This is a genomic window from Pseudomonas benzenivorans (assembly GCF_024397895.1).
GTDB classification, from domain to species: Bacteria; Pseudomonadota; Gammaproteobacteria; order Pseudomonadales; family Pseudomonadaceae; genus Aquipseudomonas; species Aquipseudomonas benzenivorans_A.
Genome location: NZ_CP073346.1, coordinates 35267 through 61923 on the forward strand (window position 1 = coordinate 35267; position 26657 = coordinate 61923).

Here is a 26657-nt window from a genome sequence, read left to right on the forward strand (position 1 = left end):
GCGAAAGAAAACCGCGATCTTATCAGCCCTCGCGCAACACCGTCAGCGGGCTGACATTCAAGGCCCGGCGCGTGCCGATGATGCCCGCCCCTCCCACCAACAGGGCGCCGATCAACGGCAGGACCAGCAGCCAGGGGTGTGGCTGCCAGCTGAGGTCGAAGGCGAATCGATAAAGCAGGAAGCTGATCAGCTCGCAGCCCAGCGCGGCCAGCAGACCGCTGGCCGCGCCGAGCAGGGCGAACTCCGTGCGCCGTGCGCTGATCAGCAGGCGCCGTTCGGCACCCAGGGCGCGCAGCAGGGCGCCCTGACGGATGCGCTCATCCAGCGTCGCCTGCAGACCGGCGAACAATACGGCGAGCCCGGCGGCGAGGACGAACAGCAGCACATACTCGATGGCCAGGGTGACCTGGGCGACGATACTGCGCAGCTGCTTGAGCAGGGCGTCCACCTGCAGCAGGGTGACGGCGGGGAAGGCACGCGCCAGCTCAACCAGCTCGCGCTCCTGGCGGGGCGGCAGGTAGAAGCTCGTCAGGTAGGTGACCGGCAGATCCTGCAGGGTGCCCGGCTCGAAGATCATGTAGAAGTTGGGCCGGAAGTTGTTCCAGTCGACCTCCCGCAGGCTGCTGACCTGGGCGTCGCGATTGAGGCCGCCGACACTGAAGCTCAGGCGGTCGCCGAGCCTGAGCTGCAGGCTTTCCGCCAGCTTTGATTCTACGGAAACTCCTGGCAGGTCACCGTCATCCCCCGGACTCCACCAACGACCGGCAAGTAGCTGATTGTCAGCAGGAAGCTCGCTGGCCCAGGTCAGGCTGAGGTCGCGCTGAATGGCGCGCTCGCCCTGACTTTCCTTGCTGACGATCTGTCGCACCGGCTCACCATTGATCATCACCAGGCGTCCGGGCACCACCGGGTAGAGCGTTACAGGGTGTGGCGATAGCTGGGTGAGCCGGGCGGAGAAAGCGTCCTGCTCCGCCGGCAGCACGTTCAAGGCGAAATGGTTGGGCGCCTGGGCAGGCAGCTGTTCCTGCCAGGTGTCGAGCAGCTCGCCGCGCAGCAGGGCGATCAACGCCATGGCCAGAATGATCAGGCCGAATGCCAGCGATTGTCCGGCCGCAGCCAGGGGGTGTCGCAGCAACTGGCCGAGCCCCAGACGCCAGGGCAGCGCAGCGCGGGCCAGCAGCCGGCGCAGGCCGCGCAGGCCGGACAACAGCAAGGCGCCGAGCAGCAGGGTCGCCAGCAGCCCGCCGCCGAGCAGGGCCAGGGTCAATTTCAGGTCCAGGCTCAGGCGCCACATGATCAGCCCCAGGGCCAGCAGTGCGGCGCCGTACACCAGCCAGGCGCTGAGCGGCACCGGCAGCAGGTCGCGCCGCAGTACTCGCAACGGTGGTACCCGGCCGAGTGCGGCCAGCGGCGGCAGTGCGAAGCCGGCCAGGGCCACCAGGCCCGTGGCCATCCCCGCCAAGGCGGGGCCCGGGCCGCCGGGTGGCAGATCGGCGGGGAGCAAGCCCTGCAGGAGGAAGAACAGGCCGTGCTGGCCCAGCCATCCCAGTAAGGCGCCGCTTAGGCTGGCGGTCAGGCCCAGCATCGCCAGTTGCAGGCTGAACAGGCTCAGTGCCTGGCGGCGTGACAGGCCCAGGCAGCGCAGCAAGGCGCTGGCGTCGAAACGTCGGGCGGCGAAGCGTGCCGCCGACAGCGCCACCGCAACGCCGGCCAGCAGCACAGCGGCCAGACTGGCCAGATTCAGGTAGCGCTCGGCACGATTCAGTGCACCCCCGACCTGGCGACTGCCGTCGCGGGCATCCTCGAGGCGCTGGTTGGCCGCTAGATTTGGCTCGACAGCCTGTCTGTAAGCCTTCAAGGCTTCGGGGGCGCCGCGCCACTGTTCGCGGTAGCGGACCCGGCTTCCCGGTTGCACCACTTCGGTGGCTGCCAGGTCGTCGAGGTGCATCAACACATGGGGCGTCAGGCTGTAGAAATCACCGGCCTCGTCCGGCAGGTAGGTCAGCACGCGACTCAAGCGCAGGCTGGTAGATCCGAGTTCGATGCGGTCGCCGACCTGCACATCCAGGGTGGCCAATACCCGCGCCTCTGCCCAGACCTCTCCGGGACGCGGGCCGGTGCCGGGTCGCTCTGCCCCATAGGGCGCGCTGGCGCTCTTGAGTTGTCCGCGCAGCGGATAGTGGCTGTCGACCGCCTTGACACTGACCAGCTGGATGGCCTCATCGCCGGCGATCACGCTGGAGAATTCCACCAGCCGCGCGTGGTCCAGTCCGAGTTGCTTGCCTTGCTCGATCTGCGCGGGCGCGGCGGGCGAGGTGCCGGTCAGCAGCAGGTCGGCACCGAGAAACTCACTGGCGCGGCGCTGCATGCCGTCATTCAGGCGCGCACTGAAATAGCCGATTGCGGTACTGGCCGTGACCGCCACCAGCAAGGCGAAGAACAGCACGCGCAGCTCGCCGGCGCGGGCATCGCGCAGCAGCTGTCGGGTGGCCAGCGCCAGCAGCCGGTGGAACGGCAGGCCCTTCATCAGGGCGCCACGTGGTCGACCAGGTGGCCGCCTTCCAGGTGGATCAGGCGCTGGCAGCGGTGGGCCAGGCGTTCATCGTGGGTGACCAGCACCAGGGTCGCGCCGCGCTCCTGATTGAGTTCGAACAGCAGATCACTGATGCGCTCGCCGGTGTGGCTGTCGAGGTTGCCGGTCGGCTCGTCGGCGAACAGTACCGCCGGCTCGGCGACGAAGGCGCGGGCGATGGCCACGCGCTGCTGCTCGCCGCCGGACAGCTGGCGTGGGTAATGAGTCAGGCGCTGGCCGAGGCCGACCCGCTCGAGCAGGGCCTGGGCGCGGCCGCGGGCGTCGCGCTGTCCTTCGAGTTCAAGCGGCAGCATCACGTTCTCCAGGGCGTTCAGGCTGTCGAGCAGCTGGAACGACTGGAAGACGAAACCGACGTGCTCGGCGCGCACCCGGGCGCGCTGATCCTCATCGAGCTGCCCAAGATCATTGCCGGCCAGGGTGACCTTTCCGGCACTGGGCAGGTCGAGGCCGGCGAGCAGGCCGAGCAGGGTGGATTTACCCGATCCGGAACGGCCGACTATGGCCAGGCTGTCACCCGCATTCAGTTCGAGGGACAGGCCGTGGAGTATGGTCAACTCGCCTTCCGTGCTGGAAACCACTTTGCTAAGGTTCCGCGCGGTAAGAATGGATGAATTCATGGAGAGTCCGATGCGTAGAGGGTTGGTTGTTGCCGTTTTCGCTCTGCTGCTATCGGTGCAGACCGCCGTGGCCGAGACCGTGCTGGTCGTTGGCGATAGTATCAGCGCGGCTTTCGGCCTGGATACCCGCCAGGGCTGGGTCGCGCTGCTGCAGCAGCGCCTTTCCGAGCAGGGCTACCCGCATCAGGTGGTGAATGCTTCGATCAGTGGCGATACCAGTGCGGGAGGCGTCGCACGCCTGCCTGCGCTGCTTGCCGAGCACCGGCCGAGCCTGGTGATAGTGGAGCTGGGGGGCAACGATGGCTTGCGCGGGCAACCCCTGGCGCAATTGCAACAGAATCTTGCGGGCATGATCGATCTGGCCCGTGCCAGCGGTGCCCGCGTGCTGCTGGTAGGCATGCGCCTGCCGCCAAACTACGGCGCGCGTTACACCCTGGCGTTCGCCGGGGTGTTCACCCGTCTGGCCGAAGAGAAACGGGTCGCGCTGCTGCCATTCTTTCTCGAGGGGGTCGGCGGTGTGCCGGGCATGATGCAGAGTGACGGCATCCACCCCACTGCGGGCGCCCAACCGCGCCTTCTGGATAATCTCTGGCCGCTGCTGCAGCCACTGCTCTGACGGGCTTTTCTGCACTCGGCCTTTCGGCTAATGTGGCGCCCCCGCCCTGGAGCCCCCGATGCCGCGTCCCGCCTGGTCTTTGCATGCCTACCAACTGATCGAGCCGGATGAGCAGCTGGACCTGTTTGCCTGCCGGGAAGTGCGCCTGCATCTGGTCGCGCGACAGCTGGAGCTGGGCGAATACGCCGATCGCACGCTGTGCGGCGGCCTGCTGCCGGCGCGGCCACGCTGGCGCGGCCTGGATAAGCCGATGCTGCGCGACGCGCGCCTGTGCCCGGGGTGTCGCACGGCCTTCGAAGCCCAGCGCCGTGGTATCAGACCCGACTGGTCGACGCGCTGAGGGCTCCCGGAGCGTCCGCCGGCGGTGTACAATCGCCTATTGCATTTGTCAGCCATTCTTGCCAAGGATTACCGGATGTTGTCGCGCGTACCTGCCGTCGCTCGTTGCCTGCCGCTCGCCGCGCTGTTCGCCGCGGGCTCTGCCATTGCCCTGGAACTGCCCCTGCCGCCAGCCGGTGAGGACATCGTCGGTCAGGTACAGGTGGTCAAGGCCAAATACGAGGATACTTTTGCCGACCTGGGCGTGGCCAACGACCTCGGCTACCTGGAGATGATCGCCGCCAACCCAGGGGTGGATGCCTGGTTGCCGGGCGAGGGCACCGAGGTCATCCTGCCGACTCGGTTCATCCTGCCGCCGGGGCCACGCGAGGGGATCGTGATCAACCTCGCCGAATACCGCATGTATTACTTCCCGAAAGGGCAGAATGTGGTGCATACCTACCCGCTGGGGATCGGTCGCGAAGGCTGGAGCTCGCCGGTGGCCGAAACCCGGATCACGGCCAAGACCCCGAATCCGGGCTGGACTCCGCCCAAGTCGATCCTCGAAGAGCATGCCGCCGATGGCGACCCGTTGCCGTCCTACGTACCGCCGGGCCCCAACAATCCGCTCGGGCCTTACAAGATGACCCTGTCGGTACCGGGTTACCTGATCCACGGCACCAACAAGAAGTTCGGTATTGGTATGCGCGTCAGCCACGGTTGCTTCCGCATGCTCAACCAGAACGTGCTGCAACTCGCTGAGATGGTCCCGGTCGGCACGCCGGTCCGTATTCTCAATGAGCCTTATAAGTTCGGCCGCAGCAACGGCAAGGTCTACCTCGAGGCGCACGCGCCGCTGGAGGACACCGGCGCGCCTTCGGTCGTCGACAAGCACACCGCAGTCATCAACGCACTGCTCAAGCGCGAAGAGCTGGGTGAGCTGCGCCTGGATTGGGAAGTGGTGCGCGAGGTGGTGGCGGCCGAAGATGGCCTGCCGGTGGAGATCGCCGAGCCCGATGCTGAAATGCTCAGCAAGGCAGAAACTGCGTTCTGATTGAGCGCTACCGATAAAAAACCCGCCATGCGCCAGCATCGGCGGGTTTTTTATTGCCGTTGGCAGTCACGCTATTTGCAAGGCAATAAAAAGGCTATGTACCAACGATGTGTTGCGAGTACTAATCTAAACGGCAGAGTTCCAATCAGGAGGTCTGCCGATTATGGATACTCAAGCCTTTCACCACTGGCTGGCTCAACTGAGCCAACTCAGCGCCCATCAGAAATCTACGCTTCATCAGGCACTGCGGAACCCGCCGGCGACAGAAGTGCTCGATTGCCTGCCGGCGCTGCAGCGTTGCCCGCATTGCCAGACCAATGCGAATCAGCTTGCGCCCTGGGGTTGGTCGCGCAGTCTGCGCCGCTATCGTTGCCGTAGTTGTCGACGGACTTGCACCGCGCGCTCAGCAACAGGCCTTGCCCGCCTGCACTACCCCGAACGCTGGAAAGACTACGCCCAGGCACTGATTGACGGGCTTAGCGTGCGCAAGGCGGCCCAGGCATGCGGCATCAGCAAAAACACCGCTTTCCTCTGGAGGCACCGCTTCCTGGCTGCAGCGGCTGAGCATCACGCCACGCATGAGGCAGGGATTGTCGAAGTGGATGAGACGTTCTTTCTGGAGTCCTTCAAGGGCCAGAGGCAGTTGCCTCGGCCGCCCCGTAAACGAGGTGGGGTGAGCGTGACCCGCGGCACGGGTAAAGACCAGATCCCGGTGATGGTGGTGCGCGACCGGGAGGGCCACACCGCTGACTTCAAGTTGGCCAAGCTCGATGCCAATCATGTGCGAGAGGCGTTGATGCCGCTGATCGACCGGGAGGCCGTGCTCTGCAGTGACGGGGCGGCAGTCTATGCCAGCTTTGCCCGGGCACAGGGCATCACCCATCAGGTCGTGCATGCCCGCCCCGGCCAGCGAGTGCGCCAAGGCGCTTTCCATATTCAGAACGTCAACGCCTACCACAGCCGCTTGAAGAGCTGGATGACCCGCTTTCACGGCGTGGCCACCCGCTACCTCCCGAATTACCTGGGCTGGCGCCGCATGCTAGAGCGCTATCAGCGGAATATTCGGCCGGCTCACTGCATTCAGGAGGCGGTAGGCAGAACCCTGCAACACGCTATTGGTACATAGCCAATAAAAAAGCCGACCCAGAAACTGGGTCGGCTCTTCTAACAGCCGTTGCGGGCTATTACTTGCGGCTGGCTTTTTCCAGCATGCGCAGAGCGCGCTCATTGGCTTCGTCAGCGGTCTGCTGAGCCTTCTGAGCAGCGGCCAGAGCCTCATCAGCCTTGCGGTAGGCTTCATCGGCACGGGCTTGAGCGCGAGCGGCTGCGTCTTCGGTAGCAGTCAGGCGCGCTTCAGTTTCTTTGGACATGCTGCTGCAACCGGTAGCCAGAACAGCGGCCAGGGCCAGAGCAGAGAATTTCAGAACGTTGTTCATCGTGATCCCCTAGGGTGGAGTTTTCCATAAAAGCAATTTCCAAACGGTAGGAAATTAGCCGGCGTACATACTACCCATAACTTGACGCAAGTAAACGGAGTGAAGGCTGGCGCAGCATGTTTTTTTCTCCACATTGCGGCAAGCACCTACAAGTTGTGCTGCTTTGTATAAAAAACATACAAGCAACGCAGGGGTGGCAAGGTTTGCACTACTTAAGATTGTGTGACAGACGCCAACAAACTTGTCCGTGACCCAGCAGAAGCCAAGCATCACGGACCCAGTGAGCAGCGAAACGAGATGGAAGTGGGGAAGATCCAGGGCAGGGGATTGAAGGGGCCATCGATCTCCCTTCGATTCTCCAGCGAGCGATGGGCTGGGTCAAAACAGGCGCTGCTGAAGCTTCCCCTGGGCGTTATCGAGGCTAACGGCTACCAAGCGTACTCGTTGCACGTTACTCCCGCCCGTCCGGGCGCGCTAAGCCCTTGATTCAACATGGCCGATCCAGGGGTTGCCTGATAAGCTCCCTTCACTTGCATCTAGGAATTGCCTTCTCCAGCCAAGGAAGCGTTTATGTCGAAGTTGATTAAGTGGGGCGTGCTGGCGGTGCTGGCGATCGCGGTGTTGATCAAGCTGTCACTGTGGTTGTCGGTGCGTTCGGTCATGGACGATGCTGCACGGCAGTTGTCGCCCATCATGGATATTCGCTACGGCGGCATCACCTCTTCCTTCGATGGTCGGGTTGGCCTCAGCGACGTGGTAATCCGCGTTCCGGCCATGGGCGACAGCCTGCAGGTGGATCATGCCGAACTGAAATTCGAGGGACTCGGAGAACTGCTGCGTTTCAAGGAGCGCCTGGCCGAGGGCAAGTTTCCCGAGCAGATGGCGGTCAACCTCGAGGGCTTGAGCCTGAACGTCCACGGCCCATTCATGCGTCAGCTCTATTCGGCGCCGGCCGAGCGTAGCCTGTTCACGGCGATGGGCGAGGTGGCGTGCGGAAAGATCCGCACCATTGGTGCAGACGAGTTGCTGGACATGGGCTATCGCACTTTCGAGACCGATGGCCAGTTTTCCTACTGGTTCCAGCCCGGCGCGAAGACGCTCAGCTTCAGCCTGACCTCCGACACGCGCGATATGGGCGAACTGCGCGTGGCCCTGTCGGTCATGAATATGCCGGATAACCCGGGCGATCTGCGGGTCAACCCGCCACGGGTGCAACGGGTCAGCGTTGAGATCAACGACAACCAATACCAGCGCAAGGTGCAGGACTACTGCGCCGCCAAGCTGGGCTTGGAGCGCGAGGCCTATCTGAAGGTTGCGGTCGAACAATTCGAGAAGGTCCTGCGCAGCCAGCGCATTGCCTTGGACAAGCCGCTTGTGGATGCTTATGCGGACTACCTGGAGGATCCACAGACCCTGCGTGTAGAGCTGGAGCCGACTGAGGGCATGGCCTGGGGTGGCTTGCAGTTCTTCGACCCCAAGGATGTACTGGCGATGCTGCGGCCCGTGGTGCTGGTCAATCGACAGGCTGTGCAGCCTTTGGGCTTTTCCTGGGTCGATCCGACTTCACGCCCGGCGCGCGCTGTCGAGGCGGGCGAAGTCGAGGAAAGGGTCGGTTCAGTGGCGGCAGGGGCGCGCACCGGCTTTGTCAGCGTATCCAGCTTGGCTGATCATGTTGGTAAGCGTTTGCGTTTCGTCACCTACGATGGCATGTATTATCAGGGTATCCTGACGCGCGTCGCCAACAACAAGGCCTATCTCCGCCTGCAGGCGGGCAACGGCACGGCACAGATGTCGCTTCGCCTGGAAAAAATCGATAAGGTCCGGGTGCAGTTCTAGATTCATGAGAGGAGTCGCAATGAGCAAGGCGTTGTCCATTCACCATGACCAGCGGGGTCACCAGTTCGAGACCACCGTGGATGGCGATCGTGCTTACCTGGCCTACATGGACCTGGGCAAGCAGACCTTGGACATCTACCGCACCTTTGTGCCGAACTCGCTGCGCGGCCAGGGAATTGCCGCCGCACTGACCGAGCATGCCCTGCAATATGCCGAGCGAATTGGCTATACGGTGATTCCCTCGTGCTCCTATGTCGAGCGCTATATCGAGCGCCGTCAACGCCTCGTCGAAAAGACCTGACCCTCTGCTTGCAGACACAAAAAAGCCGGGGCATGCCCGGCTTTTTTGTGCGTGATCAACCGCGTTGCCGGTTGGGCAGCACTTCCTTGAGCTTGGCGTGCATGCCGCGCAGGGTTTTCTCCGTGCTGTCCCAGTCGATGCAGGCATCGGTGATGGACACACCGTACTTGAGCTGAGCGAGATCCTTGGGAATCGACTGATTACCCCAGCCCAAGTGGCTTTCCACCATCAGGCCGACGATCGACTGGTTGCCCTCGAGAATCTGGTTGGCGACGTTGTCCATGACCAGCGGCTGCAGCGCCGGATCCTTGTTGGAGTTGGCGTGGCTGCAGTCGACCATGATGTTCGGGCGGATTCCGGCTTTGGTCAGTTCCTGCTCACACACGGCAACACTGACCGAGTCGTAGTTCGGCTTGCCGTTGCCGCCGCGCAGGACCACGTGGCCGTAGGCGTTGCCCTTGGTGGTGACAATGGATACGCCGCCTTCCTGGTTGATGCCCAGGAAGCGATGCGGGCTGGAGACCGACTGCAGGGCGTTGATCGCCACCGTCAGGCCGCCATCGGTGCCGTTCTTGAAGCCCACGGCAGAGGACAGGCCGGAGGCCATTTCGCGATGGGTCTGGGATTCGGTGGTGCGCGCCCCAATGGCCGACCAGCTGATCAGGTCCTGCAGATATTGCGGTGAAATCGGATCCAACGCCTCGGTTGCCGTCGGCAGGCCCATTTCGGCCAAGTCGCGCAGCAGCTGACGACCAATGTGCAGGCCGTCCTGGATCTTGAAGGAGTCGTCCAGGTATGGATCGTTGATCAGGCCTTTCCAGCCGACTGTGGTTCGCGGTTTCTCGAAATAGACGCGCATCACCAAGTACAGGCTGTCCGACACTTCAGCGGCGAGCACCTTGAGGCGTTCGGCATACTCATGGGCGGCCTTGATGTCGTGGATCGAGCAGGGCCCCACCACCACGAACAGGCGATGGTCCTTGCCATCGAGAATGTCGCGAATCACCTGGCGGCCCGTCGCGACGGTCTTCAAGGCGGAGTCGGTCAGGGGGATTTCGCGCTTGAGCTGCGCAGGGGTGATCAGGGTCTCGTTGGAGGCAACGTTCAGATCGTCGATCGGTAAATCAGCCATCGTGCTTTTCATCAGGTCAGGGTCGTCAGGTCACGGGTGCCGGCCGCCAGCGATCCCCGTGTGGCGGAGCACAGCAATATGGGCACAGCGGGGAACCTGAACCTTAGCGCGTTAAGGGCTGGCGAGACAATGGGGCGAAGGCCGTTAGTCGGCCCGCGGGGGTGTCGAGCGTCAAGTCAGGCCGGCATCGGAGAATTCGGCGGCGTGCTGGGCGATCCATTCCTGCGCGACATTTTCTATCTGCAGTTGATGGCCCACTTCCCGCTCGCGCTGTCGGCGATAGTGCTCGATCTGACAGACTTGTTCGACCATGCGTGCGCGAAACAGGGTGTCCTCGTCGGTAAAGGCGATGCCGACGAGGTAGTCGTCTTCCAGCTTATGGCACCAGGCGACCACGCCCGCATATCGCGCCTGCTCGCCGAGCAACGGAATCCGCAGTTCAACTGCGGTGCCGCGGCGAAAACCACGGCTGGAGTTGCATGCCACGCCGCCGAGACTGATATTGTTCAATCGCTGTCTGGGCATGAAATCTTGTTTGCGGAGCACCAGCTCCACTGGCATATCACTGGGATGACGCAAGAAGCGACGCATGACTACCGACCCCCAATGCCATCAATTTGACATCGTTAACCTGAGTATAGTGAAGGAACTGCATCTGACAGATTTAGATGCGGATCGTCGCCTGCTCGATCTACCCGGCACCTCCTTGCTTGTTTTTACCAGCACAGGTTGTGCCAGCTGCCGTTGGGCGCGTCGGGAGTTGCCGCTGTTGCGCTTGCCGGTGGCACGCCTGGCCTGGGTAGACGCCGGCGATAATGCCGGACTGGTGGCACGCTATGAAGTGTTTCACCTGCCCGCGCTGTTCATCGTGCGCGACGGTCAATTTTACGGCGCGGTGCGTTGTCGTCTACGTGCCGACGAACTGCGTGAAGCCTTAACTGTGGCCTTGTGCCGCCCCGCGGAGGAGCTTCCTTGAAGACAGCCAATCAGAATCCGCGTATCGGCATTATCGGCACCGGCGCCATTGGTGGTTTCTACGGCTTGATGTTGGCCCGAGCCGGTTTCGACGTGCATTTCCTGCTGCGCAGCGAATACGCCACGGTGGTGGAGCACGGCCTGCAGCTGGACAGCGCGGTGCACGGAGCGCTGCACCTGCAGCAGGTGCAGGCCTACCGTTCAGCGGCAGACATGCCGCGCTGCGACTGGTTGCTGGTCGGCACGAAGACCACCAGCAACGCGGCGCTGGCGCCCGTCATCAGCCAGGCCGCGGCAGACGGCGCCAAGGTGGTATTGCTGCAGAATGGCCTGGGGGTGGAGGAAGCGCTGCGACCGTTGTTGCCCGAGTCGCTGCACCTGCTCGGTGGATTGTGTTTCATCTGTACGCACCGTTCCGCGCCCGGCGTGATCAAGCATCAGGCGCTGGGGGCGGTGAACCTGGGCTATCACTCGGGGCCCGCCCTTGATGAGGCGCAGCGTCAGCGGATAGTCGAGGAGGGCGCCGCCCTGTTCAAGGCGGCGCAGCTGGAGTCCACGGCGCTGGCGGATCTGCAGCAAGGCCGATGGCAGAAGCTGGTGTGGAATGTGCCCTATAACGGCCTGTCTGTCCTGCTCAACGCCGACACCGGGGCCCTGATGGCCAATGCCGACAGTCGCGCGCTGATCCAAGCGCTCATGCGGGAAGTGGCCGTTGCGGCGCAGGCCTGCGGCCAGCAGCTGCCGGATGGCTACCCAGAGAAGCTGCTGGCCGCGACCGATCGCATGCCCGACTACTGGCCTAGCATGTATCACGATTTCGTTCAGCATCGGGCGCTGGAGCTGCAGGCGATCTACGCAGTGCCACTGGCGGCCGCCGAACAGGCCGGTATCGACATGCCGCGAGTGCGGGCCCTGTATCAGGCCCTGTGCTTCCTCGACCGGGCCAACCATCAGAACGTGAGGTGACCATGGGCAAGGGAATGGGCGACAAGCTGGTGCTGGCAATTTCCTCGAGCGCGCTGTTTGACCTGCGCGAGAGTCATCTGGTGTACGAGAGTCAGGGCGTAGAAGCCTATCGCCAGTACCAGATCGAACATGAGGATGAGATTCTCCTGCCTGGCGACGCGTTTCCCTTGGTCGAAAAGCTGCTCGGGTTGAATCTGACCCTGGGCCAGCCCCGGGTGGAGGTGATACTGGTCTCACGCAACAGCGCCGACACCGGCCTGCGGGCGTTCAACTCGATTCAGCACTACGACCTGGGCATCTCCCGCGCGGCGTTTGTCGGCGGGCGCAGTCCCGACCCCTATCTGGCGGCGTTTGGCTGTCATCTGTTTCTGTCCACCCACGCACAAGACGTGCGCAACGCGCTGCGCTCGGGGTTCGGTGCGGCGACCATCCTCGCCGGCGGGGCGCGTCGGGCGGCGAGCAATGAACTGCGGATTGCCTTCGATGGTGATGCCGTGCTGTTTTCCGACGAGTCCGAGCGGGTCTACCAACAGGGTGGGCTGGAGGCCTTCCAGAGCCATGAGCGTGACGCCGCCCGTGAGCTGCTGGGCGGTGGGCCGTTCAAGCCCTTTCTCGCGGCTCTGCACCGCCTGCAACAAGAGTTTCCCGAGGAGGCCTGCCCGATCCGCACGGCGTTGGTCACCGCGCGCTCGGCGCCGGCCCATGAACGGGTGATTCGCACCTTGCGCGAGTGGAACATTCGCCTGGATGAGTCGTACTTCCTCGGCGGTCTGGAGAAGGCGGCGATTCTCGAGACCTTCGCCGCCGACGTGTTCTTCGACGATCAGGTCGGGCACTGCGAAAAGGCCCGCGAAGTGGTGGCCACCGGTCATGTGCCCCATGGCGTGAGCAACGAGCTGCAGCCCTAGTCGCCCCTGCGCATATAGCCATTCGTCCTAAATGGCCGCGCTTTAGTTGACTTGCGGGGCGCGCTGCTAAGCTCAGAAAAGGCCCGCCGCGCAGGCAGTCGAGGAGGCCGCATGATTCGTTCGATTCTTTACGCCACCGATCTAGGCCTTTACGCCCCTTATGTTCTCCAGCACGCACTGGCGTTGACGCGCGCCTTCAATGCCGGTCTTTATGTCGTGCACGCCGTCGAACCGCTGGGGTTGTTCGCCGAATCGGTCCTGCAGACCTATCTGGACGAGGAGCGGCTCAAGGAACTGCGCAACAAGGGGCTGAGCACGGTGATGGCGAGCATCGAGGAGCGGGTGCTGGAGGGCTTTCGCGACGAACTGGATGAGGCCCAGCATGAGCTCGACGTGATTCGGGGTGTGCGAGTGGTACAGGGTGACCCACCGCTGATTATTCTCGAAGAGGCGCAGAAGCTCGCGGTGGACCTGCTGGTCGTGGGCAGCCACAGCCATGGCACCGAGCTGGAAATACCGCTGGGACGCACGGCGGCGCGCCTGGTGCAGTTGTCGGAAGTGCCGGTCTATCTGGTGCCGATGCTGCAGCACCGCGGCCGGGGTGAAACTTGAATCGACCAATCGGCAGCAGTTAAAAATAAATAGTCTAGTTTTAATGATTAAACCACTAATATGGTTATATCACCTTGCCGGCGAGTGCACGGCCGCCTACCTGCTTTGAGGGTTTTCTATGAAGCTTCAGCAATTGCGCTACATCTGGGAAGTCGCGCATCACGACCTCAACGTTTCGGCCACAGCGCAGAGCCTGTATACCTCACAACCCGGCATCAGCAAGCAGATCCGCTTGCTGGAGGACGAACTCGGCGTCGAGGTGTTCGCCCGTAGCGGCAAGCACCTGACCCGCGTCACGCCGGCGGGCGAACGGATCATCACCACCGCCGGTGAGATTCTGCGCAAGGTCGAAAGCATCAAGCAGATCGCCCAGGAATTCTCCAACGAGAAGAAGGGTACGCTGTCCATCGCCACCACCCACACCCAGGCCCGCTACGCCTTGCCGGCGGTGATCAGCGGCTTCATCAAGCAATACCCCGAGGTCTCCCTGCACATGCATCAGGGCACGCCGATGCAGATTGCCGAGATGGCCGCCGACGGCACCGTGGATTTCGCCATCGCCACCGAAGGGCTGGAGCTGTTCAATGACCTGGTGATGATGCCCTGCTACCGCTGGAACCGCTGCGTGGTGGTGCCCCAGGGCCATCCATTGACCAAGCTGCCGAAGCTGACCCTCGAGGCCCTGGCCGAGCATTCGATCGTCACCTACGTTTTTGGCTTCACCGGGCGCTCCAAGCTGGACGAGGCCTTCAGCCACCGCGGCCTGACGCCTAAAGTGGTGTTCACCGCGGCCGATGCCGACGTGATCAAGACCTATGTGCGCCTCGGCCTGGGCGTGGGCATCGTCGCCAGGATGGCGGTCGACGCCAAGCTCGACCCGGACCTGGTGGTGCTGGATGCCAGCGACCTGTTCGAGGCCAGCGTGACCAAGATCGGCTTCCGGCGCGGCACCTTCCTGCGCGGTTTCATGTGCGATTTCATCGAGAAGTTCGCCCCGCACCTGACCCGTGATGTGCTGGCCAAGGCCGTGCACTGTCACAACAAGTCGGAGCTGGAGGAGTTGTTCCACGACGTCGAGTTGCCAGTCTACTAGCCTGCGTGCGCTGGCCGCAGGCCGGTTGCGGCGGCCATTAGCTGAGGCCAATAAGAAAAAGCCCGTATCGCAGGATACGGGCTTTTCGTTTATCGGCCTTCAGCACGCTGGACGCGTGCCGTCATCGATCAGACCAGCACACCCTGGCTGCGCAGGTAGTCGTCGTAGCTGCCGCTGAAGTCGACCACGCCGCTGTCGGAGAGCTCGATGATACGTGTCGCCAGGGAGGAGACGAACTCGCGGTCATGGCTGACGAAGATCAGCGTGCCGGGATAGTTCTCCAGCGCCAGGTTGAGCGCCTCGATGGACTCCATGTCGAGGTGGTTGGTCGGCTCGTCCATCACCAGCACGTTGGGCTTCTGCAGAATCAGCTTGCCGAACAGCATGCGCCCCTGCTCACCACCGGAAATCACCTTCACCGACTTGAGGATCTCGTCGTTGGAGAACAGCATGCGGCCCAGGGTGCCGCGCACCAGCTGTTCGCCGCCCTGGGTCCACTGACCCATCCAGTCGAACAGGTTGCAGTCGTCCTCGAAGTCGTGGGCGTGGTCCTGGGCGTAGTAGCCCACTTCCGCGCTTTCGGTCCATCTCACCGTGCCGGCATCCGGCGCCAGTTCGCCGACCAGGGTGCGCAGCAGGGTGGTCTTGCCGATGCCGTTGGGGCCGATGATGGCGACGCGCTCGCCGGCCTCGACCTGGAAGCCGAAGCCCTTGAACAGCGGTTTGCCGTCGAAACCCTTGGCCATGTTTTCCACGGTCACGGCCTGGCGGTGCAGTTTCTTGGTCTGCTCGAAGCGGATGAACGGGCTGACACGACTGGACGGCTTGACCTCGGCCAGCTGGATCTTGTCGATCTGCTTGGCCCGCGAGGTGGCCTGCTTGGCCTTGGAGGCGTTGGCCGAGAAGCGGCTGACGAAGGTCTGCAGTTCGGCGATCTGCGCCTTCTTCTTGGCGTTGTCGGCCAGCAGCTGCTCGCGCGACTGCGTCGCGGCGGTCATGTATTCGTCGTAGTTGCCGGGGAACAGACGCAGTTCGCCGTAGTCCAGGTCGGCCATGTGGGTGCAGACGCTGTTGAGGAAGTGGCGGTCGTGGGAAATGATGATCATGGTGCTGTTGCGCGCGGTCAGCACGTTTTCCAGCCAGCGGATGGTGTTGATGTCCAGGTGGTTGGTCGGCTCGTCCAGCAGCAGCACCTCCGGATCGGAAAACAGCGCCTGGGCCAGCAGCACGCGCAGCTTCCAGCCGGGGGCCACTTCGCTCATCGGGCCGAAGTGCTGGTGCAGCGGAATGCCCAGGCCGAGCAACAGCTCGCCGGCGCGGGACTCGGCGGTGTAGCCGTCCATCTCGGCGAACTCGGTCTCCAGCTCGGCCACGGCCATGCCTTCCGCCTCGGTCATCTCCGGCAGCGAGTAGATGCGGTCGCGCTCGGCCTTGACCCGCCACAGTTCCTGGTGACCCATGATCACCGCGTCGATCACGTTGAATTCTTCGTAGGCGAACTGATCCTGGCGCAGCTTGCCGAGGCGCACATTGGGCTCGAGCATCACCTGGCCGGCCGACGGCTCGAGGTCGCCGCCGAGGATCTTCATGAAGGTCGACTTGCCGCAGCCGTTAGCTCCGATCAGGCCGTAGCGGTTGCCGTTGCCGAACTTGACGGAAACGTTCTCGAACAGCGGCTTGGCGCCGAACTGCATGGTGATATTGGCGGTAGAAATCACGAATCTTGATCCAGAAAGCGGGCGCACGTGCGCGAAAGGGGCGCGATTGTAGCGGTTTAGCCCGCACAAGGGCAGGGCCAGGGATGGGCGGTGGGCTGGTCGCAGCGGCAGCAGGCCACTCAGTCGCGATAAAACACCTGTACCAGGTGATAGCCGAACTGGCTCTTGACCGGGCCATGCACCTCGCGCAGGGGCTTCTTGAAGATGACCTGGTCGATCACCCTCACCATCTGCCCCGGACGCACCTCGCCGAGATCGCCGCCACGCTTGCCGGACGGGCAGGTGGAATATTTGCGCGCCAGCACATCGAAGGCTTCACCCGCGGCAATGCGTTTCTTCAGGGCGGCCGCCTCCGCTTCGGTCTTGACCAGGATGTGGCGGGCCATTGCCTTTGCCATGACGGGTTCCTCATTTTGGCTGGCCGCGTATTGTGCCAGTATTTGTCGCGCCAGCAGAATGACGCCAGCCTCGAGACTTCTGTTTCGCCGGGAGTAGCGGCCGAAATTGGCCTAACGTATTAATTCCACCCAACGGAAGCCCCACGCCCATGGATCTCCACGCAATGCTGAAAGTCCTGGCCAGCCAGGATGGTTCCGACCTCTATCTTTCCACCGGGGCGCCGCCCTGCGCCAAGTTCAACGGCGTGCTCAAGGCCCTGAGCCAGGAACCGCTGAAAGCCGGCGAGGTGGCGCAGGTCGCCCAGTCGATCATGGATGTGGCCCAGCGCGAGGACTTCGAGCGTGAGCTGGAGATGAACCTGGCCATTTCCCTCGGCGGAATCGGCCGTTTTCGCATCAACATCTTCAAGCAGCGCAACGAGGTGTCGATCGTCGCCCGTAACATCAAGATGGAGATTCCCAGGTTCGAGGACCTGAAGCTGCCCGAGGTGCTGCTCAATACCGTGATGGAGAAACGCGGCCTGGTGCTGTTCGTCGGCGGCACCGGCTCGGGCAAGTCGACCTCCCTGGCGGCGCTGATCGACTACCGCAATCGCAACAGCGGTGGCCACATCATCACCATCGAGGACCCGGTGGAGTACGTGCACCGGCACAAGAAGTCGATCATCAACCAGCGCGAAGTGGGCGTGGATACCCGCAGCTTCCACGCCGCGCTGAAGAACACCCTGCGCCAGGCCCCGGACGTGATCCTGATCGGCGAGATTCGCGACCGCGAAACCATGGAGCACGCCCTGGCTTTCGCCGACACCGGCCACCTGGCGATCTCCACCCTGCACGCCAACAACGCCAACCAGGCACTGGACCGCATCATCAACTTCTTCCCCGAGGACCGCCGCCCGCAGCTGCTCAACGACCTGGGCAACAACCTCAAGGCCTTCGTCTCCCAGCGCCTGGTCAAGACCACCGACGGCAAGCGCCGCGCCGCTGTCGAGGTGCTGCTGGGCACGCCGACCGTGCGGGATTTGATCAAGCGCAACGAGTTCTCCGAGATCAAGGAGATCATGGAGAAATCGAAGAACCTCGGCATGCAGACCTTCGACCAGGCGCTGATCGACCTGGTCCATGAGGGCGCCATCGACGAGGAGGAAGCGGTGAAAAACGCAGACTCGGCGAACAACGTGCGCCTGAAGCTCAAGCTGTATCGCGACGACCCGGCCACGGCGACTCAGTCAGTAGCCGCTCCGCAAGCGGCGGCCGCGACACCAGCCAAGCCGAGCGAGAAGGGCGACTGGGGGCTGGAGCTGAAGCTTGAAGAAATCGAGAAGGAGGCGCCGCCCGAGGATCCGGGGCGTTCGGGAATCTGAATCCTCTCGGCGCTTGTCGCAGTACAACAACTGTCCAGGGAGATTTGACCGCCACTGTAGCTGACCGATCTCCACGGCAAACTCTATGGTTCGGCCGTGCCCGCGATTCGGGCTTTCAATCAGGAGACTGCGATGCGAATTGCCGTGCTGACCTTTGAGGGTTTCAACGAACTGGACTCCTTTGTCGCCGCGGGCCTGCTCAACCGCTTGCGCGTACAGGGCTGGCAAGCCCAGATCACCTGCCCGAGCGAGCAGGTGACCTCGATGAACGGAGTGCAGGTTAGGGCGCAACAGCCCTTGGAGTATGCCAATCAGGCCGATGTGGTGCTGTTCGGCAGCGGCATTCACACCCGCACGATTGCCGAAACCCCGTCCATCCTCGAGCGCCTGCAACTGGACCCGCAACGCCAGTTGATCGGCGCGCAGTGCTCCGGGGCCTTGCTGATGGCCAGGCTGGGATTGCTGAACGACCTACCGGCCTGCACTGACCTGACCAGCAAACCGTGGGTCATGGAGGCGGGCGTCCGGGTACTCGATCAGCCCTTCCATGCCCAGGGCAACCTGGCCACCGCCGGCGGCTGCCTGTCCTCGCCTTACCTGGCGGCCTGGGTGATCGCCAAGCTGGCCGGCGAGGGGGCCTGCGCCGAGGCCCTGCATTACGTTGCGCCGGTCGGGGAAAAGCAGGTCTTCGTGGAGCGGACTCTGGCCGTGGTGCGCCCCTACCTGCAGGGCTGACCAGCTGCCATCAAGCTCCGCCAGGGCGGGGCTAGAACTGGCCGAACGCTGGCATCAGTAGCAGGGCCCAGAAGCCGCCGCCGGCGCAGGCCACATAGACGCTCTCGCGGCTGCCGCTGCGCCAGCCGCTTCGTGGGTAGCGGCCCAGCGTGAGCAGTTTGACCCAGGGCCATCCGGACCAGTAGAAGAGGGTGCCGAAGACGATTTCCAGCAGCAGATAGGCGACGGCGCGCAGGCCGAACTCGAGGATCGTCTCCATATTCAAGCGCCACCATTACCTGTTGCGGGACGGTTTCCAAGGCACTCGAAGAAACGAAACAGGTAACCGTCCGGGTCGGCGACGAAGAACTCGCGCTGGCCATGCTCGAGCTCATCGGCCCGGTACCAGGCGTCGGTAACCGGCGTGAGCGGCTCCACGTTGGCGGCCTGCAGGCGAGCCAGTAGATCGGGCCAGGCGCTGAACCTCCACCTGGAAGTGGATGCCCTTGCCCTTGGGGCCTGGGCGCTGCAACTCGCCCACGGGCGCGCCAGGGGCCTGCAGCAGCATCAGCTCAGCGCCTTCCAGTTCGAAGTAGCCGAACTGGTCCCACGCACGCTCGTAACACAGGCGAAAACCGAAGACTTTCAGGTAGAAGTCCCTGGCGTTGGGGTAGTTTCCGACCACCAGCTCGGGGACCAGTGCATTCCATTGCATAACAGGCTGCCTCCTTGGCAACAGTCTGGCGGGGGATCAGGCCTCGGACTTGAACCAGAACTCGATCTCGTCGGTGTCCGCGGTGAACGCCGCGGCATGCTCGACACCGGCTGGCACGTGGTACCAGTCACCCACCCTGTAGGTGGTGGTCGAGCCGTTGATGCTGAGGATCAGGGCGCCGCGGGTAATCACGCCGTAGTTGTCGGTGTCGTGGACATGGGGCGCAATGGCGGTGCCGGCCGGGTAGGAGGCGAACAGCACGTCACTGCCGTTGGCCTCGAGCCTGTAGGCATCGAAGCGCCCGTCGAACAGGGGAAGGGATTTGATCCTTTCAGGGTATTGACCAGCCACTGTGAACTTCCTTGTGCGTTTGTTCGAGCCGTCTAGCCGAGCTCGAAGGTGGTGATGCCGAAGATCCGCTCGACCGGCAGCTCGGGCGCTCTGCCTTTATACATGCGGGCGGTCTCGAAGACGATGCTCATGCCGTGTCGCTGGGCCATGGCGACGGCCTCGGCGTTCGGCTCCGGCACGTCCAGAAATAGCGCAGCGCCCTCGGGCGCCTGCGCCTGCAGCGCCATGAACAGCTGCTCCGCCAGGGCGGGGCTGTCGGCGAACAAGGGACCGATCTTGAAACCATTGCGGCACCGACGCAGCACACCGTAGCCGCCCAGCTGGCCGTCGTCGAGGATGCCCAGGGCGGTACCGTCCGGCTGGTTGATCCAGCAACGCAGGAACCTGGTGCGCGGTTCGGGGAAGAACGGCTGATCGTAGGCGAGCAGGGCATCGAAGGGCAGGGTCGCCAAGGCTACCGTGCCAGGCGGCGCCGGGCGTTGCGCGCGGGCGACGCCCTGGTAGCGGACGTTGCGATGGGCCAGGACAAAGCCGGATTTGCCGTAGTTGGCCTGCTGTTCGACCACACCGTCGAGGCCGATGCTGCGGCCTTCGAGATAGGCCATCCCGGCTTGCCAGATCTGCCTGCCGTAGCCATGGCCGCGGTGCTGCGGCTTGACGATGAAGAAGCCCAGAAATCCAAAGGATTCGCCGTACTTCACCACCGAGAGTACCGCGACTGGCTCGTCTTCCAGGCGGCCGATGAGGAAACCATCGGGGTCGGCGGCATGGAAGCAGCCGGCGTCATGCAGCCCGGGATTCCAGCCCTCGGCCGCCGCCCAGTCGACGGCGATGGCGAGCTCGGCCTGGCTCATGGTTCGAACTGTGCAGTCGGGCGCATGCATGATCATGGCCAATGCGGACGCGGCAAACGCCGCTCGAACTTCGACGCTATTCGATCTTTTCGGACCTGTCCATGCTCAGCCGCCGTTCGGTAGGCCTCAATGTGGCGCGCACAAAAAAGCCCGGACGAACCGGGCTTTTCAGCAGTCGGAGCCTGTCAGCTGCTCAGCTGCGGCAGGTTCCGGTACAGCTCCAGCGCCTGTGGATTGGCCAGGGCATCGGTGTTCTTCACCGGTTTGCCGTGGACAACGTTGCGCACGGCCAACTCGACGATCTTGCCGCTGATGGTGCGCGGAATATCGGCCACGGCGATGATCTTGGCCGGCACATGACGTGGCGTGGTGTTGGCGCGGATCACCTGGCGGATACGCGCCTGCAGTTCGTCGCTAAGCGATACGCCATCGCGCAGGCGGACGAACAGCACCACGCGCACGTCATCCTCCCACTCCTGGCCGATGGCGATGGACTCGAGCACCTCCTCGACCTTCTCCACCTGGCGGTAGATCTCGGCGGTGCCGATGCGTACGCCGCCGGGGTTGAGCACCGCGTCGGAGCGACCGTGGATCACCAGGCCACCGTGCTCGGTCTCCTCGGCGTAGTCGCCATGGGCCCAGATGCCGGGGAAGGTGTCGAAATAGGCGGCCTGGAATTTCGCACCGTCGGCATCGTTCCAGAAACCCACCGGCATCGAGGTGAAGTGACGGGTGCAGACCAGCTCGCCTTTCTCGCCCAATACCGGCTGGCCGGCGTCGTTCCACACCTGCACGTCCATGCCCAGGCCCTTGCACTGCAGTTCGCCGCGCCACACCGGCAGCACCGGGTTGCCGAGGGCGAAGCAGGAGACGATGTCGGTGCCGCCGGAGATCGACGACAGGCACAGGTCGGCCTTGATCTCGCGGTAGACGTACTCGAAGCTTTCGTGGGACAGCGGCGAACCGGTCGACAGGATGGCCTTGAGGCGTGTCAGCCTGTGGCTGCTGCCCGGTTTCTCGCCGGCCTTTTCCAGGGCGGCCAGGTATTTGGCGCTGGTGCCGAAGACGCTGATGTCCTCGGCGTCGATCAGGTCGATCAGGCGCTCGGCGCCGGGGTGGAAGGGCGAGCCGTCGAACAGCACCAGGGTGGCGCCCAAAGCCAGGCCGGACACCAGCCAGTTCCACATCATCCAGCCGCAGGTGGTGTAGTAGAACAGGCAGTCGTCGGCCGTCAGGTCGGTGTGCAGGCCCAGCTCCTTGACGTGCTGCGACAGCACCCCGCCGGTGCCGTGGACGATGCACTTGGGCACGCCGGTGGTGCCGCTGGAGTAGAGGATGTACAGCGGATGGTCGAAGGGCACGGGGGTGAACTGCGGTTCGCCGCCGGCCTGATAGAAGTCATCCCACAAAGCGATCCGGGCGCTGGACTGGAAATCGCCTGGTTTGGCGCCGCCATTGGCATAGGGCACGACGATCAGCTGCTGCAATGAGGGCAGGCGCTCGAGGATCTCGTTGAGCTTGCCGGTCAGGTCGAGGTTCTTGCCGGCGTAGCGGTAGCCGGCCGCGGCGATCAGCACCTTGGGCTCGATCTGGCCGAAGCGGTCGATCACGCCCTGGGTGCCGAAATCCGGCGAACAGGACGACCAGGTGGCGCCCAGGCTGGTGGCGGCGAGCATGCCGACCACCGTCTGCCAGGTATTGGGCATGAAGGCCGCCACCCGGTCACCCATCCCCACGCCGGCCGCGCGCAGGCTCTGCTGCAGGCCGGCGACATGGGCCGCCAGTTCGGCGTAGCTCAGCTGTTCACGGCTGCCATCCTCGGCCACGGCGACCAGTGCCGGATGGCCGTCACGGCGACGCAGCAGGTGTTCGGCGAAGTTCAGCGTCGCACCGGGGAACCACTGGGCGCTGGGCATGGCTGGGCCTTCTTCCAGCACCGCGCGCGGCTGCTGGGTGAAGCGCATCTCGAAGAAGTCGACCACGGCCTGCCAGAAGGCGTCGCGCTGTTCCACACTCCAGGCGTGCAGCGCCGGGTAGTCGGCCAACTCGAGGCCGTGGCGCTGGTTGACGAAGCGGCGGAAGGCGTCCATCCGGGTGGCGGCGATGCGCTCGGCCGAAGGGGCCCACAGGGGTTGTTGCATGGCGACTCCTCATCTTCATTCTTGTTGTGCCAGGCCATCGAATCTGGCCGATGGCACGCTAGCCTAGCGGTCGCCGCGCGCCTTGAACGGCAGCGACCCTTTTTACTCGGCTGCCGACCTGGGCACCGTTGTAGAGCCTTTGCACCAGTCCTGCCGTATGCGCGCGCAACCTGGCGGCGGCGCTTTACAGAGCGTAAACGATGGCTGACACGCAGGACTGGCTAGGCACAGCCCAGACGGGCCCGAGCCACCCGCGAGCCGCTGGACTTGCCCAGCACCGTGCAGATGCGCTGGCCGGCCGCGATCAGCCGGTCGAGGTCGATGTCGGTCGCAATGCCCAGGCCGTTGAGCAGGTAGAGCACGTCCTCGGTGGCGACGTTGCCGGTGGCGCCCTTGGCGTAGGGACAGCCGCCCAGGCCTGCGACGGAGCTGTCGAACACGCCGACGCCCTCCAGCAGGCTGGCGTAGATATTGGCCAGGGCCTGGCCGTAGGTGTCATGGAAGTGCCCGGCAAGCTTGTCGCGCGGGATATCGCGGGCCACCACCTCGATCAGCCGGCGGGTATCGCCGGCGGTGCCGGTGCCGATGGTGTCGCCCAGCGACACCTCGTAGCAGCCCATGGCGAACAGGTCGCGGGCCACGCGGGCAACCTGTTCCGGGGTGATGAAGCCGTCATAGGGACAGCCGAGCACGCAGGAAACGTAGCCGCGCACGCGGATGCCCTGCTGCCGGGCGGCATCGAGCAGCGGCAGGAAGCGTTGCAGGCTCTCGCCGATGGAGCAGTTGATGTTTTTCTGCGAGAAGGCCTCGCTGGCGGCGGCGAACACCGCCACCTCCTTGACCCCAGCCTCCAGCGCCGCTTCGAAGCCCTTCATGTTGGGGGTCAGGGCGGCGTAGGTGACGCCGGGGCGCTGCTGGATGCCGGCGAATACTTCTCGGCTGCCGGCCATCTGCGGCACCCACTTGGGCGAAACGAAGCTGCCGACCTCGATATAGCTCAGGCCGGCATCGCTCAGGTCATCGACCAGGCGCACCTTGTCGGCCACGCTGATGGGTTGCTTCTCGTTCTGCAGGCCATCGCGGGGGCCGACTTCGACCAGGCGAACGTGAGTAGGCAGACTCATGGGGACTCCTCCGTAGGGTGCGCCGTGCGCACCGCGTCTATCGGCCTGGTGCGCATGGCGCACTACAGGCTCTGTTCTTCCAGCTCCACCAGCACGCTTCCCTCGGCGACCATCTCGCCCTCGCCGCAGTACAGCGCCTTGACCGTCCCGGTATGGGGCGCGCGGATGCTGTGCTCCATCTTCATGGCCTCCAGCACCACCAGGGCCGCACCGGCCTCGACGGTCTGGCCGGCCTCGACCAGCACCCGGACAATACTGCCGTTCATCGGCGCGGTCAGCCCACCGTGGTGGCTGTGGCTGGCCTCGACTTCGGCGATCGGGTCGACGCGGCTGATGACATGCAGCTCGCCCTGGTACTGGAGGTACAGGGTATCGCCGCGGCGGATCGCCAGGTGCTGACGGCGCTGGCCGTCTCGTTCGACCACCAGCCGTTCGCCTCGCAACTGCGCTGCAGGTGGAGCGGTGTGGCGCAAGCGCACCACCTGGCGCTCGCCGGCGCAGGCCAGGTGCAGATCGATCTCGGCCGGCAGGCCGGCGCGCCAGCCGCCATTGTGGCCCCAAGGCGAATGGAAGTCCTCGTGCTTGCGCCGCAGCGGCTCGCCCTGGGCGAAGGCTTCGGCCGCCAGTTGCCAGAACGCGGCGGGCAGGGCGGTCGCTTCCGGCAGCAACTGCTGCTGGTGACGCGGAATGAAGCCGGTATCCAGCTCGGCGTCGGCGAAGGCCGGGTGGGCTAGCACGCGGCGCAGGAAGGCCAGGTTGGTCCTGACCCCGCCGACGGCGGTCTCGTCGAGCATGGCCAGCAGGCGCAGGCGCGCCTCCTCGCGGTTGTCGCCCCAGGCGATCAGCTTGCCCAGCATGGGGTCGTAGAAAGGCGACACCTCGTCGCCCTCGGCCACGCCCGTATCGACCCGGCGCCCTGGGCCCGACTGGGCCTCGCGATAAAGCCCCAGGGTGCCGGTGGAGGGCAGGAAGTCGTTGTCCGGGTCCTCGGCGTACAGCCGCACCTCGATGGCGTGGCCGATCAGCGGCACCTGCTCCTGGGTCAGCGGCAGCGGCTCGCCGCGGGCCACGCGGATCTGCCAGGCCACCAGGTCGAGGCCGGTGATCGCCTCGGTGACCGGGTGTTCCACTTGCAGGCGGGTGTTCATCTCCATGAAGAAGAAGTCGCCGCGTTCGTCCAGCAGGAACTCCACGGTGCCGGCACCGACATAACCGATGGCCTGGGCGGCCTTGACCGCCGCGTCGCCCATGGCGCGGCGCAGCTCGGGCGTCAGGCCGGGGGCGGGGGCCTCTTCGACCACCTTCTGGTGGCGGCGCTGGATCGAGCAGTCGCGCTCGTTGAGGTACAGGCAATGGCCGTGCTGGTCGGCGAACACCTGGATCTCCACGTGGCGCGGCTTGAGCACGTACTTTTCCACCAGCATGCGCGCATCGCCGAACGAGGACTGCGCCTCGCGCCGGGCACTGGCCAGGGCCTCGGCCAACTCGCTTTCGCGTTCGACCACCTTCATGCCCTTGCCGCCGCCACCGGCGGCGGCCTTGAGCAGCACCGGGTAGCCGATCACCTCGGCGGCGGCGCGGAAGGTCTCCAGGTCCTGGGCCTCGCCGTGGTAGCCGGGCACCAGGGGCACGCCGGCCTGTTCCATCAGGGCCTTGGCCGCCGACTTGCTGCCCATGGCGTCGATGGAGGAGGCGGGCGGGCCGAGGAACACCAGGCCGGCCTGTTCGATGGCGCGGGCGAAGCCGGCGTTCTCGGAGAGAAAGCCATAGCCCGGGTGGATGGCCTGGGCGCCGCTGGCCTTGGCCGCCGCGATGATAGCGTCGATGCGCAGGTAACTGTCGGCCGGCTTGGCGCCGCCCAGATCGATGGCGATGTCCGCCTCGCGCACATGCCGGGCATCGCGGTCGATGGCGCTGTGCACGGCCACGGTGCTGATGCCCATGGCCTTGGCGGTGCGCATCACCCGGCAGGCGATCTCGCCGCGGTTGGCCACCAGCAGGGTGTCGATATGCTTGAGACTCATGCGTGGGGCTCCTGCCAGGCGGGTTGGCGTTTGTCGAGGAAGGCGCCGAGGCCTTCCTGGCCCTCGGCGCTGACGCGGATACGGGCGATGGCGTTCTCGGTGTAGCGGCGCAGCGCCGGGGTCAGCACGCCGCTGCCGACTTCGCGCAGCAGGTCCTTGGTCGCCTTCATGGCCTGCGGGCTGTTCAGCAGCAGGTTGGCGACCCAGTCGGTGCAGGCCTGGTCCAGTTCGGCGGCCGGGTAGCACTCGGCCAGCAGGCCCAGCTCGCGGGCCCGTTCGCCACTGAAGCGCTCGGCGGTCAGGGCGTAGCGGCGGGCGGCGCGTTCACCGATCGCCTGGACGACGAAGGGGCTGATCACCGCCGGGGCCAGGCCGATGCGCACCTCGGACAGGCTGAACAGCGCATCGGTGGCGCCGATGGCCATGTCGCAGCAACTGACCAGGCCGACGGCGCCGCCGAAGGCCGCGCCCTGAACCACGGCCAGGGTGGGGATGGGCAGCTTGTGCAGGTTGTACATCAGCTCGGCCAGTTCCCGGGCGTCGCTCAGGTTGGCGTTGTAGTCGAGCGCGGCGGACTGCTGCATCCAGGCCAGGTCGGCGCCGGCGGAGAAGTGCTTGCCGCGCCCGCGCAGGACCAGGAAACGCAGGCCCTTGTCGGCCTGCACCTCATCCAGCGCGAGGATCAGCTCGCGGATCATCTGCGCATTGAAGGCGTTGTTCTTGTCCGGGCGGTTGAGCCAGAGGGTGGCGACGCCGCGCGGATCTCTTTCCAGTTCGATAGTGGTGAAATCGGTCAT

Annotated in this window: 28 protein-coding genes; 13 read left to right on the forward strand and 15 right to left on the reverse strand. The window is 64.5% G+C overall.

What is annotated here, in order from left to right; all coding sequences use genetic code 11:
- Positions 1-22: 22 nt before the first annotated feature.
- Positions 23-2527, reverse strand: a complete 2505-nt coding sequence (locus KDW96_RS00170) for an ABC transporter permease (RefSeq protein WP_255838381.1) — start codon at positions 2525-2527, stop codon at positions 23-25.
- Positions 2527-3210 carry an ABC transporter ATP-binding protein gene (locus tag KDW96_RS00175; RefSeq protein WP_255838382.1) on the reverse strand — a complete coding sequence of 228 codons (684 nt, stop codon included), beginning with the start codon at positions 3208-3210 and terminating at the stop codon, positions 2527-2529. The genes KDW96_RS00170 and KDW96_RS00175 overlap by 1 nt, the downstream gene beginning before the upstream one ends.
- 10 nt (positions 3211-3220) lie before the next feature.
- Between KDW96_RS00175 and KDW96_RS00180 the strand changes: the two genes are divergently transcribed.
- The 4 genes from KDW96_RS00180 to KDW96_RS00195 all read left to right on the forward strand — a co-directional run bounded on the left by KDW96_RS00180 (position 3221) and on the right by KDW96_RS00195 (position 6324).
- A complete protein-coding gene (locus KDW96_RS00180; protein ID WP_255838383.1) occupies positions 3221-3826 on the forward strand; it encodes an arylesterase in 606 nt (201 codons plus the stop codon).
- Positions 3827-3884: 58 nt separating this feature from the next.
- A complete protein-coding gene (locus KDW96_RS00185) occupies positions 3885-4166 on the forward strand; it encodes a hypothetical protein (protein ID WP_255838384.1) in 282 nt (93 codons plus the stop codon).
- 75 nt (positions 4167-4241) lie between these two features.
- Positions 4242-5198 carry a L,D-transpeptidase family protein gene (locus tag KDW96_RS00190; RefSeq protein ID WP_255838385.1) on the forward strand — a complete coding sequence of 319 codons (957 nt, stop codon included), beginning with the start codon at positions 4242-4244 and terminating at the stop codon, positions 5196-5198.
- 163 nt (positions 5199-5361) lie between these two features.
- Positions 5362-6324: an IS1595 family transposase gene (locus KDW96_RS00195; RefSeq protein ID WP_255837515.1), complete on the forward strand. Its 963-nt coding sequence runs from the start codon at positions 5362-5364 to the stop codon at positions 6322-6324.
- 58 nt (positions 6325-6382) lie between these two features.
- Here the strand turns inward: KDW96_RS00195 and oprI are convergent, their stop codons facing one another.
- A complete protein-coding gene (gene oprI, locus KDW96_RS00200; protein WP_003239826.1) occupies positions 6383-6634 on the reverse strand; it encodes an outer membrane lipoprotei OprI in 252 nt (83 codons plus the stop codon).
- Between the two features lie 543 nt (positions 6635-7177).
- On the opposite strand from oprI, the gene KDW96_RS00205 reads away from it, so the two are divergent.
- Together KDW96_RS00205 and KDW96_RS00210 are read left to right on the forward strand one after the other, a co-directional pair.
- Entirely contained in the window at positions 7178-8470 is a 1293-nt protein-coding gene (locus tag KDW96_RS00205; protein ID WP_370295256.1) for an aq_1923 C-terminal domain, read from the forward strand.
- Between the two features lie 19 nt (positions 8471-8489).
- Entirely contained in the window at positions 8490-8771 is a 282-nt protein-coding gene (locus KDW96_RS00210; RefSeq protein ID WP_255838386.1) for a GNAT family N-acetyltransferase, read from the forward strand.
- A 55-nt stretch (positions 8772-8826) separates the two neighbouring features.
- On the opposite strand, the gene KDW96_RS00215 is transcribed toward KDW96_RS00210, so the two are convergent.
- On the reverse strand, positions 8827-9903 hold the full coding sequence (locus tag KDW96_RS00215) for a 3-deoxy-7-phosphoheptulonate synthase (protein WP_255838387.1): 1077 nt from the start codon (positions 9901-9903) through the stop codon (positions 8827-8829).
- A gap of 171 nt (positions 9904-10074) precedes the next feature.
- The gene (locus KDW96_RS00220) at positions 10075-10494 is read right to left on the reverse strand and encodes a PilZ domain-containing protein (RefSeq protein ID WP_255838388.1); all 420 of its coding nucleotides are present in this window, start codon (positions 10492-10494) and stop codon (positions 10075-10077) included.
- On the opposite strand from KDW96_RS00220, the gene KDW96_RS00225 reads away from it, so the two are divergent.
- From KDW96_RS00225 to cysB, 5 genes are all read left to right on the forward strand, one after another.
- Complete coding sequence (locus KDW96_RS00225) at positions 10493-10879, forward strand: thioredoxin family protein (RefSeq protein ID WP_255838389.1); 387 nt, start codon at positions 10493-10495, stop codon at positions 10877-10879. The genes KDW96_RS00220 and KDW96_RS00225 overlap by 2 nt on opposite strands.
- On the forward strand, positions 10876-11844 hold the full coding sequence (locus tag KDW96_RS00230) for a putative 2-dehydropantoate 2-reductase (RefSeq protein WP_255838390.1): 969 nt from the start codon (positions 10876-10878) through the stop codon (positions 11842-11844). The genes KDW96_RS00225 and KDW96_RS00230 overlap by 4 nt, the downstream gene beginning before the upstream one ends.
- Positions 11845-11846: 2 nt before the next feature.
- On the forward strand, positions 11847-12752 hold the full coding sequence (locus KDW96_RS00235) for a 5'-nucleotidase (RefSeq protein WP_255838391.1): 906 nt from the start codon (positions 11847-11849) through the stop codon (positions 12750-12752).
- 111 nt (positions 12753-12863) lie between these two features.
- Positions 12864-13364 (forward strand): universal stress protein, encoded by a 501-nt coding sequence (locus KDW96_RS00240; protein ID WP_255838392.1) that lies wholly within the window; start codon positions 12864-12866, stop codon positions 13362-13364.
- A gap of 118 nt (positions 13365-13482) precedes the next feature.
- Positions 13483-14457, forward strand: a complete 975-nt coding sequence (gene cysB / locus KDW96_RS00245) for an HTH-type transcriptional regulator CysB (RefSeq protein ID WP_255838393.1) — start codon at positions 13483-13485, stop codon at positions 14455-14457.
- A 128-nt stretch (positions 14458-14585) separates the two neighbouring features.
- On the opposite strand, the gene KDW96_RS00250 is transcribed toward cysB, so the two are convergent.
- On the reverse strand, positions 14586-16175 hold the full coding sequence (locus KDW96_RS00250; RefSeq protein WP_255838394.1) for an ABC-F family ATPase: 1590 nt from the start codon (positions 16173-16175) through the stop codon (positions 14586-14588).
- A 119-nt stretch (positions 16176-16294) separates the two neighbouring features.
- Complete coding sequence (locus KDW96_RS00255; RefSeq protein ID WP_255838395.1) at positions 16295-16573, reverse strand: peptidylprolyl isomerase; 279 nt, start codon at positions 16571-16573, stop codon at positions 16295-16297.
- Between the two features lie 164 nt (positions 16574-16737).
- On the opposite strand from KDW96_RS00255, the gene KDW96_RS00260 reads away from it, so the two are divergent.
- Together KDW96_RS00260 and KDW96_RS00265 are read left to right on the forward strand one after the other, a co-directional pair.
- Complete coding sequence (locus KDW96_RS00260; protein ID WP_370295257.1) at positions 16738-17937, forward strand: PilT/PilU family type 4a pilus ATPase; 1200 nt, start codon at positions 16738-16740, stop codon at positions 17935-17937.
- Positions 17938-18069: 132 nt separating this feature from the next.
- On the forward strand, positions 18070-18672 hold the full coding sequence (locus KDW96_RS00265) for a DJ-1/PfpI family protein (protein WP_255838397.1): 603 nt from the start codon (positions 18070-18072) through the stop codon (positions 18670-18672).
- Between the two features lie 31 nt (positions 18673-18703).
- On the opposite strand, the gene KDW96_RS00270 is transcribed toward KDW96_RS00265, so the two are convergent.
- The 8 genes from KDW96_RS00270 to KDW96_RS00305 all read right to left on the reverse strand — a co-directional run bounded on the left by KDW96_RS00270 (position 18704) and on the right by KDW96_RS00305 (position 26657).
- Positions 18704-18931 (reverse strand): hypothetical protein, encoded by a 228-nt coding sequence (locus KDW96_RS00270; protein WP_255838398.1) that lies wholly within the window; start codon positions 18929-18931, stop codon positions 18704-18706.
- Between the two features lie 111 nt (positions 18932-19042).
- A complete protein-coding gene (locus KDW96_RS00275; protein WP_255838399.1) occupies positions 19043-19366 on the reverse strand; it encodes a VOC family protein in 324 nt (107 codons plus the stop codon).
- A gap of 36 nt (positions 19367-19402) precedes the next feature.
- Positions 19403-19717 carry a cupin domain-containing protein gene (locus KDW96_RS00280; protein ID WP_255838400.1) on the reverse strand — a complete coding sequence of 105 codons (315 nt, stop codon included), beginning with the start codon at positions 19715-19717 and terminating at the stop codon, positions 19403-19405.
- A 32-nt stretch (positions 19718-19749) separates the two neighbouring features.
- A complete protein-coding gene (locus KDW96_RS00285; RefSeq protein WP_255838401.1) occupies positions 19750-20571 on the reverse strand; it encodes a GNAT family N-acetyltransferase in 822 nt (273 codons plus the stop codon).
- A gap of 185 nt (positions 20572-20756) precedes the next feature.
- Entirely contained in the window at positions 20757-22712 is a 1956-nt protein-coding gene (locus KDW96_RS00290) for an acetoacetate--CoA ligase (RefSeq protein WP_255838402.1), read from the reverse strand.
- Positions 22713-22933: 221 nt separating this feature from the next.
- Positions 22934-23836: a hydroxymethylglutaryl-CoA lyase gene (locus KDW96_RS00295; RefSeq protein ID WP_255838403.1), complete on the reverse strand. Its 903-nt coding sequence runs from the start codon at positions 23834-23836 to the stop codon at positions 22934-22936.
- 62 nt (positions 23837-23898) lie between these two features.
- On the reverse strand, positions 23899-25860 hold the full coding sequence (locus KDW96_RS00300) for an acetyl/propionyl/methylcrotonyl-CoA carboxylase subunit alpha (protein WP_255838404.1): 1962 nt from the start codon (positions 25858-25860) through the stop codon (positions 23899-23901).
- Entirely contained in the window at positions 25857-26657 is an 801-nt protein-coding gene (locus tag KDW96_RS00305; protein WP_255838405.1) for a gamma-carboxygeranoyl-CoA hydratase, read from the reverse strand. Before KDW96_RS00305 ends, KDW96_RS00300 begins: the two co-directional genes overlap by 4 nt.